Below are 12,706 nucleotides of genomic sequence, written 5' to 3'. Positions count from 1 at the left end.
CGCCGACCAGGCAGCGACCGAACCAGTGAACCTGAAACCACGTCAACCCGCCATGACCAGCTAGTCATCCACTCCCACACAGCGGGGGAACCTCAGCCCTTCGTGTGTGGCGATAGGCGCCGATGGCTACCGTCGCCATGGTCGCCGCGTCCAGGCCGTGGCCCATCGCGTCGATCATGGCCACATGAAGGATGTCGCCGTTGAGGGCGTAGTCGAAACTGTCGCCGGCCACGTCGTACGCGGGCTCCAGGATTCCGGCCACCTCAACCTGCGGAACAGTCATCGACAGCGGGGGCAGCGACGACCACTGGATCTCCGCGGCCACGCTCATCGGGGCGCTGCGTCGGGCCTGGAAGAACAGGTCGGTGTAGGCGTCCTTGGTGACGATCATGTCGGCGACCAAACCGGCGAGTCTGCGCAGCAACCGTCGGTCATCGTCATCGACGCTGTCCAGGGTGACGGCCATCGCCCCGACCTGGTCACTGCCGTCCAGCAGTGGCAGATACATGCGCACGGTGCCGTCCTGCGGTACCTCTACCGTTTTGCGGCTCAGGAACGCCTTGCCGGCGGGTGAGCCCTCGACCGGTTCGGGGTCACCGACCGTCAGCCTCCGGCCCGGCAGCGGCACCAGCAGCATTTGTTCGTAGTCCTGCAAGAGAATCGAGAGGTCCCGGCCACCGACCCTGGCCACCTCTTCCGCAACGAGCGGGGCGATCAACTGCGGCGGCATCTCGTGAGTCCGGTCCAGCAGCACACCCAGCAACCGCTCACCAAACCCCTCCGACCGGTCCACCCCGAACTTGCTCGGCTTTCGCCCGCCGTCGGACATCGGTGCTTGCATCCCTTCGTGTCGCGGCATGGGAATTCAGTGGGCGGTCGGTTGTGTGGAGCCGGGCGGTGCCACCCTGGATGGGGAGCAGCTTCTCCGTCCCTCTAGGCGCCGACGCCTTCAGCACCCCAGCCACATATTCCGGCTCACGGTGCCCCCGACCCGACGCACACCCCGACATACTCGGATTCAGCGGGCAGTCAACGGCGATCCGCTCGAAAGAACGTTCACACGCCCCATACGCACAGGGCTCCTCGCACGACAGTGATCAACCCGTACAGCCTGACACCACCAACCGGCCCAACGAGCCGATTACGCCAGAGGCGGCATGTCCCACCCGGTCAGAACGGTTGGCATGCATAGTCCCCTGCTCAAACGGGGCCTCCTCCCGCGACCTGGCTGCGGTCGGCCGGTACAGGGGTTCGCGGTGTCGGCGTCGAATAGTTGCGGTGCCGACGGCGGCGCCCCGGCCCGAAGGGCGCCGGTGTCCGCGGTGTGGCCGATGAGCATGATGACCTCCGACCAGGGGAGTCATGAGCATGCATCTGGCATGGGCAGGGGTCGGTGTCCCCAGATACGGCCTCCGGCAAGTCTCCGCCCAGACGTTGCAGGTGTTTCGTGCAGGCCCCCCGCCGTCGCTGACTGCGCGGGGCACCCGCAGTTTCTCAGCCTCCCAGGGCGTGGTTGATCACGCTGCCGTTGCTGCAGTTGTTGGTGTGGTCACCGACCCAATCACCGATACCAGGCACGGCGGCGACTTCCTGCAGGCACGCCACGGACTCGGTGAAGTTCCAGTTGTTGGCGGCGTTGACGCCGCTGCCGAAGTCGCTGTCGTTGTCGGCGTGCGCCGGGGCCGCCATGCCGACGATCGCGAGCGGCGGGGCAGCGAGCAGGATGATCTTCTTCATGTCCCGGAGCAACGAGCGCCACCACCACAGGATGCGCCGCTTTTCGCGGACTCACTCGCCGAGCGGTCGATTGTGGGCCGTGCCCAGCGGGGCCCATTCGACGGCGGTTTTGTAGGAGCGAAATCGCGCGACGTGACTGGCGTGTGTCGCAGGTCACGTGAAATGGGTCTCGTGATTTGAGAAGGTCCGGCGGGCAGGTGGTGCAAGTGGTGCGTCGCGCCCCCTCCGAGCAGGGAATTCCGGCGAGTTGGGGCACGCGAATGGCACGCGGGCTCGGAGAGGTCTAGACAACAAACAAGGCCCTGGTCTCCGACCAGGGCCCTCGTCATGGAGCGGGTGACGAGAATCGAACTCGCGCTCTGAGCTTGGGAAGCTCATGTTCTACCATTAAACTACACCCGCGAAGCACAGCGATTGATCGGTTGTGCAGCGTTCCATACTCTACCCCATGCCAGGGCCCCGGCGTCGCCGTGGGTCTTTTTTGCTGCGCGGGAGGGAGTGAGGGGGAGTGGATGCGGGTGCTGGGGGCGGGAGTTGGGGGCGTAGCGTGGGGTGTCGGAGTGCCGCCTGGAGTGGCGTCCCGTTCATCCCCTAATGTGGCTTTCTCGTCCACGGCTTGATGGGGAAGGGACTTGATGGACTCCATGGAGCGCACCGTCGTCCGCTGTGCCGAAGGGCACGTTTTCGCTACCGCCTCGTTCCCGATGCAGCACCTCGGGGCCGCGCGGATCGGCCCCGGGCGGCTCATTCGCTGTCCTCGTTGCGCGCGGTTGCGGCATGCCGTGCCCGTGGTGGCCGGGCAGCGATAGCGGAGGTCGCGGCAACGCGGCGGGAGCGGTGACAGGCGCGCGGGGCGGTCCCGGATTGGGGCGGGCCCGCGCGTTCTGCGTATCCTCGGGGCGTGCTTCTCTCAGACAAGGACATCCGGGCCGAGATCGACGCCGGACGCGTACGCATTGATCCTTTCGATGCGTCGATGGTGCAGCCATCGAGCATCGATGTGCGGCTCGACCGCTACTTCCGGGTGTTCGAGAACCACCGCTATCCGCATATCGACCCGGCCGTCGAGCAGGTCGACCTGACGCGCATGGTGGAGCCGGACGGGGATGAGGCATTCATCCTGCATCCCGGTGAGTTCGTGCTCGCTTCGACGTACGAGGTCATCTCGCTGCCGGACGATCTCGCCTCGCGGCTGGAGGGGAAGAGCTCGCTGGGGCGGCTCGGCCTGGTGACGCATTCGACGGCGGGATTCATCGACCCCGGCTTTTCCGGGCACGTGACGTTGGAGCTGTCGAATCTCGCTACGCTGCCGATCAAGCTGTGGCCGGGCATGAAGATCGGGCAGCTGTGCATGTTCCGGTTGAGCTCGCCGGCCGAGTTCCCGTACGGCTCCGAGAAGTACGGATCCCGGTACCAGGGCCAGCGTGGGCCGACCGCGTCGCGTTCGTTCCAGAACTTCCACCGGACCCAGGTGTGATGCGCGATGAGTGATGACGTGCGGGAGAACCTGACGTACGAGGTGTTCGGGCACGCCGTGCGCGAGCTGGCGCAGACCGTTGCCGATGACGGATACGAGCCCGACATCGTGCTGAGCATTGCACGCGGTGGAGTATTCGTCGCGGGTGGATTGGCCTACGCCCTGGACTGCAAGAACATTCATCTGGTGAATGTCGAGTTCTATACCGGTGTGGGCACCACGTTGGAAATGCCGGTCATGCTGGCGCCCGTTCCGAATGCCATCGACTTCTCGGACAAGAAGGTCCTGATCGCCGACGATGTCGCCGATACCGGGAAGACGCTGAAGCTGGTGCGTGATTTCTGCATCGATCATGTGGCCGAGGTGCGCAGCGCGGTCATCTACGAGAAGTCGCACTCGCTGGTGAAGTGCGAATACGTGTGGAAGAAGACCGATCGCTGGATCAACTTCCCGTGGAGTGTGGACAAGCCCGTCGTGCGCCGCAGCGGGCAGGTTCTCGACGCCTGAGGGCGGCGGCCCGTCCCTCGGTCATGCAAGCGGTTGTGCAAGCCGGCCGGTGCGCGGCCGGGTGGCACGGTGACGATCAACACCGTCCTTTCCCGGCGGCAGGCCGTGGCCGTGCCGGTGTACCGGACGGAATCGGTACGCGGCGATGCTCGCCGTCGGGAAGGACCTCTCCGCCCGGGCGACGGCGGTCGCGGTGAGCGGCAGGCCGGACGAGGAGATCCCGAAGGGGTACCCACTTCGTGTCGGAGCGGACCGGGCGTGTCTCCCCGGACGTGACGGTTTCTTCTCCGGACGTATCGGGTTCTCCTCCGGACGTATCGGGCGCGCGTCGGGTACCGCCGTAGCGCCGAAGACGTTCTCGGCGAATGGTGCCGGATGCGCGGACGGCCCCGGTACCTTCGTCCGGTACCGGGGCCGTTGTGTACGCGCCCGCGTTTCGTGCCTGTGCGGTTGTGCCCGCGCGGTCGTGGCCGCGTTTGTGCCCGTGTGGTCGTGGCCGTTCGCGGGGTGCGGTCAGATCGTGCCGAGCTTGATGAGCGACAGCAGCGCGAACAACTGGATCGCGGACGCGCCCAGGGCCTTCGGCCACGGCAGGTCGTGCGACTTGCTCACCATCGAGGTGAAGAGGGCGGCCGAGGCCAGCCAGGTGACCCAGCCGAGGATCTGGACCAGGGAGTTCTCGCCGCCGAGGAAGAGGGCGAATATCAGGCGGGGGGCGTCCGTGATCGACATGATCAGCATGGAGAGGCCCACGGTCGGCTGCCAGGAGCCGTCGCCGCCGAGCTGGCGGGCGAGGGTGTGGGTGACCGCGCCGAGGACCAGGCCGCCGATGACGAAGCAGACGCCCGTGACGACGACGTAGGGCACCGCCGTGGAGATCGTCGCGTTGATCGCGTCTTCCCGGGCCTGGTCGAAGCCGAAGAGGGCGAGCAGGCCGTACAGGAACGTGACGATCAGCGCCGGACCCCAGACCGGGTAGTCGCGCATCTGCCAGAACGTCGGTCCCGGGCGCAGCACGATGCCGGTGAGCAGGTCCTTCCAGTGCAACCGCGGGCCCGCGGGCGGGGTGGGGGCCTGGCCGGCCTGGTAGGTGCTGCCGTCGCCGTAGGGGTCCTCGCCGATGCTGAACGCCTGGGTGTGACCGGGCGAGTTGGCGTACGGGTCGCCCGGTTGCGGGGCACCGTGGGGGTGGTGGGGCTGCTGCTGCGGGTACGGGTCGCCGAAGTACTCCGGTTCGCCGTGGCCGCCGCCGTGGTGACCGCCCTGGTGGTGCCCGCCGTGGGGGTAGCCGCCGCCGTTGTTGGCATAGCCGCCCCCGTTGTACGGGGGCGGGGGCGGGGAGCCGGCGCCGTCCGCCGGCGGCCACGACTGTTGGCCGTACGGCGGTGGTGCCTGTGTGCCGTACGGCTGCTGCCGCGGTTGCTGCTGCGCCTGTTGCGGGGTGCGGTTGTCCCGGCCGCGTCCGATCCTGAATCCAGCCACGCGTCGAACGTACCTGGTCCGCGCGGGTGCGGTGAGAGGGCCGGGGAAACCCGACCGCCATTGCGGCCGAGCTGTGACATCCCCTAGGGGGCACCCAGGGGGAGTGACGGGGGAACTCCCGGGGTCGGCCCGATGCGCGTGCGCGAGGCTTTCCGCCATGGGGTGCGGGCGGTGCTCGGCCGGGGAGCACGTGGTGGGAGCGGTACCCGGGCCGGGAGCACGTGGTGGGGCGTGGTGCCACGGCCGGGTACCCGGTCCGGGAAGACGGAAGCGGCCGGTCCTGCCCCCGAGGCAGGTCCGGCCGCTTCCGTCGCACGCGGCGTTCCGGGCTACTTCACCGGCTCCGGCTCCGGTGCGTCCGCCGACTCGGCGTCGCCCGCCGGGTCGGCCGGGGTCTTCACGGAGTCCAGCAGCAGCTGCGACACGTCGACCACCTGGACCGACTCCTTCGCCTTGCCGTCGTTCTTCTTGCCGTTGACCGAGTCGGTCAGCATGACCAGGCAGAACGGGCAGGCAGTGGAGACGATGTCCGGGTTCAGGGACAGGGCCTCGTCGACGCGCTCGTTGTTGATGCGCTTGCCGATCCGCTCCTCCATCCACATCCGGGCACCACCGGCGCCGCAGCAGAAGCCGCGTTCCTTGTGGCGGTGCATCTCCTGCTGGCGCAGGCCGGGGACCTTGTCCATGATCTCGCGCGGCGGCGTGTAGATCTTGTTGTGCCGGCCCAGGTAGCAGGGGTCGTGGTACGTGATCAGGCCCTCGACCGGGGTCACCGGGATCAGCCTGCCCTCGTCGATGAGGTGCTGGAGCAGCTGGGTGTGGTGGATGACCTCGTACTCGCCGCCGAGCTGCGGGTACTCGTTCGCGATCGTGTTGAAGCAGTGCGGGCAGGTGGCGACGATCTTCTTCGACGCCTTCGCCTTCTTCGTGGAGTCGTCCTCGTCATCCTCGCCGAACGCCATGTTCAGCATCGCGACGTTTTCCTGGCCGAGCTGCTGGAACAGCGGCTCGTTGCCGAGGCGGCGGGCCGAGTCACCGGTGCACTTCTCGTCGCCGCCCATGATCGCGAACTTGACGCCCGCGATGTGAAGGAGTTCCGCGAATGCCTTCGTGGTCTTCTTGGCGCGGTCCTCCAGGGCTCCCGCGCAGCCGACCCAGTACAGGTAGTCGACCTCGGTGAGGTCCTCGACGTCCTTGCCGACGATCGGGACCTCGAAGTCGACCTCCTTGGTCCACTCGACGCGCTGCTTCTTGGCCAGCCCCCAGGGGTTGCCCTTCTTCTCCAGGTTCTTGAGCATCGTGCCCGCCTCGGACGGGAACGCGGACTCGATCATCACCTGGTAGCGGCGCATGTCGACGATGTGGTCGATGTGCTCGATGTCGACCGGGCACTGCTCCACGCACGCGCCGCAGGTGGTGCAGGACCACAGCACGTCCGGGTCGATGACGCCGTTCTCCTCGACCGTGCCGATCAGCGGACGCTCGGCCTCCGCGAGTGCCGCGGCCGGAACGTCCTTGAGCTGCTCCTCGGACGCCTTCTCCTCGCCCTCCATGGTCTTGCCGCCGCCGGCCAGCAGGTACGGGGCCTTGGCGTGCGCGTGGTCGCGCAGGGACATGATCAGGAGCTTCGGGGAGAGCGGCTTGCCCGTGTTCCAGGCCGGGCACTGCGACTGGCAGCGGCCGCACTCGGTGCAGGTGGAGAAGTCGAGGATGCCCTTCCAGGAGAACTGCTCGACCTGTGAGACACCGAAGACGGCGTCGTCGGCCGGGTCCTCCCAGTCGATCTCCTTGCCGCCCGACAGCATCGGCTGGAGCGCGCCGAGCGCGGTCGCGCCGTCCGCGTTCCGCTTGAACCAGATGTTCGGGAAGCCGAGGAAGCGGTGCCAGGCCACACCCATGTTGGTGTTGAGCGAGACCGTGATCATCCAGATGAGCGAGGTGCCGATCTTGATCGCCGCGACGAGGTAGATGAGGTTCTGCAGCGTGCCGAGCGTGAGGCCCTGGAACGTGAGGACCAGGGGGTACGAGATGAAGTAACTGGCCTCGTAGCCGTCGACGTGGTGGATCGCGCCTTCGAGACCGCGCAGGGCGAGGATCGCCAGGCCGATGATGAGGATGACGTACTCGACGAAGTACGCCTGCCACGCCTTGGAGCCCGCGAAGCGGGACTTGCGGCCGGCCCGTGAGGGCAGGTTCAGCAGCCGGATGGCGATCAGCACGAGGATGCCGACCGTCGTCATCAGGCCGATGAACTCGGTGTACATCTCGAACGGCGCCCAGTCGCCGATGATCGGCAGCACCCAGTCGGCCTTGAAGAGCTGACCGTACGCCTGGAGCAGCGTGGGCGGCAGCGTGAGGAAGCCGATGGCGACGAACCAGTGCGCGAAGCCGACGATGCCCCACCGGTTCATCCGGGTATGGCCGAGGAACTCCTTGACCAGGGTGATCGTTCGCTGCTTCGGGTTGTCGGTGCGGCTGCCTGCCGGTACCGGCTGTCCGAGCGTGACAAACCGGTAGATCTGCGCGACGGCTCGGGCGATGAGCGCAACGCCGACCACAGTCAGCACCAGCGACACGATGATCGCGGCGAGTTGCATTTGGGGGCTCCTCGGGCCTGCGAGGGTGGGATCCAGCGTCTACAAGCGAATACTGGCTACAAGTGAATACTGACAACTACTAAGCAGTAACTTAATCAGTCTGTGCTGACACTATCCACTTATTCCGCAGCGCTGTAGCCGCACCTGCGGTGATCTGTGTCGCTCAGGTGCGCCTTGCCGGGGCCGGCGAGCCCGCGCACCGCCCGGCGCAGCGGGATGCGGGCGGCCTCCGCCAGGACGGCGAGGTCGAGGCGTACCCCGTGGTGCTCGACGTAGTGCAGATCGAGCAGGGCCGGCTCGTCCCACGGCATGCCGGAGCGCGAGCGTACCTGTGCGAGGCCGATGAGGCCCGGTTTGATCGTCTGCCGCCAGTGTCCCGCGCCCGCGGCGGTGGTGGTCGTGGTGGTGGAGGTGGGCGCGGTGCCGGGGAGGGGGGCGTCCTCCGGCGGCAGGGGTTCCGGGCCGACGAGCGAGAGGTCTCCGCGTACGACGTGCGGCAGCCGGGACAGCACGTCCAGCCGCAGCCGCCGGGTGCGCAGTGTGCGCAGGACGAACATCCGGCCGTCCAGGCCGATCCGGGGTGAGCGGGTGACGATGCCGCCCGGTGGCCGTCGCGCCGCGAGGACGAGGGCGGCCGCGGCGAGTGCGGGAGCGGTCAGGGCCAGCAGGACCGAGCCGAGGGCCAGGTCCAGGGCGCGCTCGGCCGACGGGCGCCGCACCGGAAGGCGTACGGGCGGGAGTCCCCCGAGGGGGCGTACGAGAAGGGGCGCGGGCCGCCCTGCCCCGACCCATGTCCGCGCCCCTGTGCGTGCTCGTGCCCCTGCCCGTCGTCGTTTCCGTCTTCGTGGTGGCGTCCAGTTCTGCGTCTGCATCGTTCGTCCCTGACTGGCTCGGGCGGATCGCGTGCCGGTTTTGAGCGGCTCACGGCATTTTGTGACAGAACGATCCCATGGAGCGAAGATGTGGAGGCGGTGAGCGGGGTGCGGGAGGGGTGGGTGTCGCCTCCGATTCCGGGCTGCGAGTGGGGCGGGTGCACGATAGTTGAGTCGATGCGACTCAACTCTGTTGACACTGGGGCATGTGTCATGCATCCTTGAGTCAGTTCCGCTCAAGTAGGCAAGCTGGAGGAATTGAAATGGCACGTGCGGTCGGCATCGACCTGGGCACGACTAACTCCGTCGTCAGCGTTCTCGAAGGCGGCGAGCCCACCGTCATCACCAACGCAGAGGGCGCCAGGACCACGCCGTCCGTCGTCGCCTTCGCGAAGAACGGCGAGGTGCTGGTCGGCGAGGTCGCCAAGCGCCAGGCTGTGACCAACGTCGACAGGACCATCCGGTCGGTCAAGCGCCACATGGGCACCGACTGGAAGATCGACCTGGACGGCAAGAACTTCAACCCGCAGCAGATGAGCGCCTTCATCCTGCAGAAGCTGAAGCGTGACGCCGAGTCGTACCTGGGCGAGAAGGTGACCGACGCGGTCATCACCGTTCCCGCGTACTTCAACGACTCCGAGCGTCAGGCGACCAAGGAGGCCGGTGAGATCGCGGGCCTCAACGTCCTGCGCATCGTCAACGAGCCGACGGCCGCCGCGCTGGCCTACGGGCTCGACAAGGACGACCAGACGATCCTCGTCTTCGACCTCGGTGGCGGCACCTTCGACGTGTCGCTGCTGGAGATCGGTGACGGCGTCGTCGAGGTCAAGGCCACCAACGGTGACAACCACCTCGGTGGTGACGACTGGGACCAGCGCGTCGTCGACTACCTGGTCAAGCAGTTCGCCAACGGGCACGGCGTGGACCTGTCCAAGGACAAGATGGCTCTCCAGCGTCTCCGCGAGGCCGCGGAGAAGGCGAAGATCGAGCTCTCGTCCTCGACCGAGACCACGATCAACCTGCCCTACATCACGGCGTCCGCCGAGGGCCCGCTGCACCTTGACGAGAAGCTCACGCGCTCGCAGTTCCAGCAGCTGACCGCCGACCTGCTGGATCGCTGCAAGACGCCGTTCCACAACGTCATCAAGGACGCGGGCATCCAGCTCTCCGAGATCGACCACGTCGTTCTCGTCGGTGGCTCCACCCGTATGCCGGCCGTCGCCGAGCTCGTCAAGGAGCTGACCGGTGGCCAGGAGGCCAACAAGGGTGTGAACCCGGACGAGGTCGTCGCCATCGGCGCCTCGCTCCAGGCCGGTGTCCTCAAGGGCGAGGTCAAGGACGTCCTGCTGCTCGACGTCACCCCGCTGTCCCTCGGTATCGAGACCAAGGGCGGCATCATGACCAAGCTCATCGAGCGCAACACCACGATCCCGACCAAGCGGTCCGAGATCTTCACGACGGCCGAGGACAACCAGCCGTCCGTGCAGATCCAGGTCTACCAGGGCGAGCGCGAGATCGCGGCGTACAACAAGAAGCTCGGCATGTTCGAGCTGACCGGCCTGCCGCCGGCCCCGCGCGGTGTCCCGCAGATCGAGGTCTCCTTCGACATCGACGCCAACGGCATCATGCACGTCACCGCCAAGGACCTCGGCACCGGCAAGGAGCAGAAGATGACCGTCACCGGCGGCTCCTCGCTGCCGAAGGACGAGGTCAACCGGATGCGTGAGGAGGCCGAGCAGTACGCGGAGGAGGACCACCGCCGCCGCGAGGCCGCCGAGTCGCGCAACCAGGGCGAGCAGCTCGTCTACCAGACGGAGAAGTTCCTCAAGGACAACGAGGACAAGGTCCCCGCCGACGTGAAGACGGAGGTGGAGACCGCGGTCAACGAGCTGAAGGAGAAGCTCAAGGGCGAGGACACCGCCGAGATCCGTACCGCCACCGAAAAGGTCGCGGCCGTCTCCCAGAAGCTGGGCCAGGCGATGTACGCCGGTGCCCAGGCCGACGGCGCCCCGCAGGGCGACCCGCAGCCGGGTGCCCAGCAGGGCAAGGCCGATGACGACGTCGTCGACGCCGAGATCGTGGACGACGAGAAGAACACGAAGGGCGGTGCGGTGTGAGCGAGGAGACTCCGGGCTTCGAGGAGAAGCCCGACGTCCCCTCCGGCGCCACCCCTGACGGAGCTGAGCCGAAGGACGCCCCCTCCTCCTCGAAGGAAGAGGCGTCCCCGGCCGGGGACGCAGTAGAGACCGTCGGCCTGACGGCCCAGCTGGACCAGGTCCGCACCGCGCTCAACGAGCGCACGGGCGACCTCCAGCGGCTCCAGGCCGAGTACCAGAACTACCGTCGTCGCGTCGAGCGGGACCGGGCAGGGGTCAAGGAGATCGCGGTCGCGAACATCCTGTCCGAGCTGCTGCCCGTGCTCGACGACGTCGGCAGGGCCCGGGACCACGGCGAGCTGGTGGGCGGGTTCAAGTCGGTGGCCGAATCGCTGGAGACGGTCGTCGCGAAGCTGGGCCTGCAGCAGTTCGGCAAGGAGGGCGAGCCCTTCGACCCGACGATCCACGAGGCCCTGATGCACTCGTACGCGCCGGACGTCACGGAGACGACCTGCGTGTCGATCCTGCAGCCGGGGTATCGGATCGGCGAGCGCACCATCCGCCCCGCGCGGGTGGCGGTGGCCGAGCCGCAGCCGGGCGCGTCCAAGGAAGAGAAGGCAACCGACGAGGAGAGCGGTGGCACCGAGGAGGTCTGACATCCCGTCTGACCACCTCGCGGCGCACCGCCCGGCCATGCGACCGGCCGACGGGCCGGTCGCACGGCCGTTCGTCCGGAAGGAGGGACGTCGATGAGCACGAAGGACTTCGTCGAGAAGGACTACTACAAGGTCCTCGGCGTCCCCAAGGACGCCACCGACGCCGAGATCAAGAAGGCGTACCGGAAGCTCGCCCGCGAGTTCCACCCGGACGCCAACAAGGGTGACGACAAGGCGGAGGAGCGCTTCAAGGAGATCTCCGAGGCGAACGACATCCTCGGTGACGCCAAGAAGCGCAAGGAGTACGACGAGGCGCGCGCCCTCTTCGGCAACGGCGGGTTCCGTGCCGGACCGGGAGGCGCCGGAGGCAATTTCAACTTCGACCTGGGCGACCTCTTCGGCGGCGCGCAGGGCGGGGGCCAGGGCGGCGGGGCCGGCGGCTTCGGTGGTGGCGGCGGCCTGGGCGACGTCTTCGGCGGCCTGTTCAACCGGGGCGGTTCGGGGACGCGGGTGCAGCCGCGCCGCGGCCAGGACATCGAGTCCGAGGTGACGCTCAGCTTCAGCGAGGCGGTCGAGGGGGCCACGGTCCCGTTGCGGATGTCCAGCCAGGCGCCCTGCAAGGCGTGCTCCGGCACCGGTGACAAGAACGGCACCCCGAGGGTCTGCCAGACCTGTCTCGGCACCGGCCAGGTGTCGCGCGGCACCGGTGGCGGCTTCTCGCTCACCGACCCCTGCGTGGACTGCAAGGGCCGGGGCCTCATCGCCCAGGACCCCTGCGACGTGTGCAAGGGCAGCGGCCGGGCGAAGTCCTCCCGGACCATGCAGGTCCGGATTCCGGCGGGCGTCTCGGACAGCCAGCGGATCCGGCTGCGCGGCAAGGGCGGTCCGGGCGAGCGCGGCGGACCGGCCGGCGACCTGTACGTCGTGGTCCATGTCGACGCCCACCCGGTCTTCGGACGCAAGGGCGACAATCTCACGGTCACCGTGCCCGTCGACTTCACGGAGGCGGCGCTCGGCGGCGAGGTGAAGGTACCCACGCTCGGCGGTCCGCCGGTCACCCTGAAACTCCCGGCCGGTACGCCCAACGGGCGCACGATGCGCGCCCGCGGCAAGGGCGCGTTCCGCAAGGACGGCACCCGGGGCGACCTGCTGGTCACCGTCGAGGTGACGGTTCCCAAGGACCTCGGCGCCGAGGCCAGGGAGGCACTGGAGGCATACCGGAAGGCGACTGCGGGCAGCGATCCGCGGGCGGAGCTGTTCCAGGCGGCGAAGGGAGCTTGAG

9 protein-coding genes, 1 tRNA gene and 1 pseudogene are annotated in these 12,706 nt (G+C 67.9%); 5 read left to right on the top strand and 6 right to left on the bottom strand.

The annotated features are described in order from the left end of the window. Positions 1 to 88 precede the first annotated feature (88 nt). The 3 genes and pseudogenes from ACFC79_RS15680 to ACFC79_RS15670 form a co-directional block, all read right to left on the bottom strand. A pseudogene (locus ACFC79_RS15680) lies at positions 89 to 829 on the bottom strand (PP2C family protein-serine/threonine phosphatase); the annotation flags it as partial. A gap of 665 nt (positions 830 to 1,494) precedes the next feature. Beyond that, positions 1,495 to 1,737, bottom strand: coding sequence for a hypothetical protein (locus ACFC79_RS15675; RefSeq protein WP_376240158.1), 243 nt, complete (start codon positions 1,735 to 1,737; stop codon positions 1,495 to 1,497). A 328-nt stretch (positions 1,738 to 2,065) separates the two neighbouring features. Further along, a tRNA-Gly gene (locus tag ACFC79_RS15670) sits at positions 2,066 to 2,139 on the bottom strand. A gap of 499 nt (positions 2,140 to 2,638) precedes the next feature. Between ACFC79_RS15670 and dcd the strand changes: the two genes are divergently transcribed. Then, positions 2,639 to 3,214 (top strand): dCTP deaminase, encoded by a 576-nt coding sequence (gene dcd, locus ACFC79_RS15665; RefSeq protein WP_376240155.1) that lies wholly within the window; start codon positions 2,639 to 2,641, stop codon positions 3,212 to 3,214. A 6-nt stretch (positions 3,215 to 3,220) separates the two neighbouring features. After that, positions 3,221 to 3,721, top strand: a complete 501-nt coding sequence (locus ACFC79_RS15660; RefSeq protein ID WP_376240153.1) for a phosphoribosyltransferase — start codon at positions 3,221 to 3,223, stop codon at positions 3,719 to 3,721. A 513-nt stretch (positions 3,722 to 4,234) separates the two neighbouring features. On the opposite strand, the gene ACFC79_RS15655 is transcribed toward ACFC79_RS15660, so the two are convergent. The 3 genes from ACFC79_RS15655 to ACFC79_RS15645 all read right to left on the bottom strand — a co-directional run bounded on the left by ACFC79_RS15655 (position 4,235) and on the right by ACFC79_RS15645 (position 8,672). After that, positions 4,235 to 5,203, bottom strand: coding sequence for a Yip1 family protein (locus ACFC79_RS15655; RefSeq protein ID WP_376240151.1), 969 nt, complete (start codon positions 5,201 to 5,203; stop codon positions 4,235 to 4,237). Between the two features lie 329 nt (positions 5,204 to 5,532). After that, positions 5,533 to 7,800 (bottom strand): (Fe-S)-binding protein, encoded by a 2,268-nt coding sequence (locus ACFC79_RS15650; protein ID WP_376240149.1) that lies wholly within the window; start codon positions 7,798 to 7,800, stop codon positions 5,533 to 5,535. A gap of 119 nt (positions 7,801 to 7,919) precedes the next feature. After that, entirely contained in the window at positions 7,920 to 8,672 is a 753-nt protein-coding gene (locus ACFC79_RS15645; protein ID WP_376240146.1) for a sugar transferase, read from the bottom strand. A gap of 263 nt (positions 8,673 to 8,935) precedes the next feature. On the opposite strand from ACFC79_RS15645, the gene dnaK reads away from it, so the two are divergent. From dnaK to dnaJ, 3 genes are all read left to right on the top strand, one after another. After that, positions 8,936 to 10,789 (top strand): molecular chaperone DnaK, encoded by a 1,854-nt coding sequence (gene dnaK, locus ACFC79_RS15640; RefSeq protein WP_376240143.1) that lies wholly within the window; start codon positions 8,936 to 8,938, stop codon positions 10,787 to 10,789. Beyond that, positions 10,786 to 11,424 (top strand): nucleotide exchange factor GrpE, encoded by a 639-nt coding sequence (gene grpE / locus ACFC79_RS15635; protein ID WP_376240140.1) that lies wholly within the window; start codon positions 10,786 to 10,788, stop codon positions 11,422 to 11,424. The genes dnaK and grpE overlap by 4 nt, the downstream gene beginning before the upstream one ends. 93 nt (positions 11,425 to 11,517) lie before the next feature. After that, a complete protein-coding gene (gene dnaJ, locus ACFC79_RS15630) occupies positions 11,518 to 12,705 on the top strand; it encodes a molecular chaperone DnaJ (protein ID WP_376240137.1) in 1,188 nt (395 codons plus the stop codon). Position 12,706: the final 1 nt, after the last annotated feature.

It is taken from the genome of Streptomyces sp. NPDC056061 (assembly GCF_042266885.1).
In the GTDB taxonomy this organism is placed as follows: domain Bacteria; phylum Actinomycetota; class Actinomycetes; order Streptomycetales; family Streptomycetaceae; genus Streptomyces.
Note: the sequence above shows the minus strand (reverse complement) of the source record. Positions and strands in the feature narration are given on the sequence as shown.

Excerpts from the sequence above, each read along its gene's own strand:
- ACFC79_RS15675 (WP_376240158.1), bottom strand. The coding sequence starts at position 1,737 with ATGAAGAAGATCATCCTGCTCGCTGCCCCGCCGCTCGCGATCGTCGGC.
- ACFC79_RS15660 (WP_376240153.1), top strand. The coding sequence starts at position 3,221 with ATGAGTGATGACGTGCGGGAGAACCTGACGTACGAGGTGTTCGGGCAC.
- ACFC79_RS15650 (WP_376240149.1), bottom strand. The coding sequence starts at position 7,800 with ATGCAACTCGCCGCGATCATCGTGTCGCTGGTGCTGACTGTGGTCGGC.
- ACFC79_RS15645 (WP_376240146.1), bottom strand. The coding sequence starts at position 8,672 with ATGCAGACGCAGAACTGGACGCCACCACGAAGACGGAAACGACGACGG.
- dnaK (WP_376240143.1), top strand. The coding sequence starts at position 8,936 with ATGGCACGTGCGGTCGGCATCGACCTGGGCACGACTAACTCCGTCGTC.
- dnaJ (WP_376240137.1), top strand. The coding sequence starts at position 11,518 with ATGAGCACGAAGGACTTCGTCGAGAAGGACTACTACAAGGTCCTCGGC.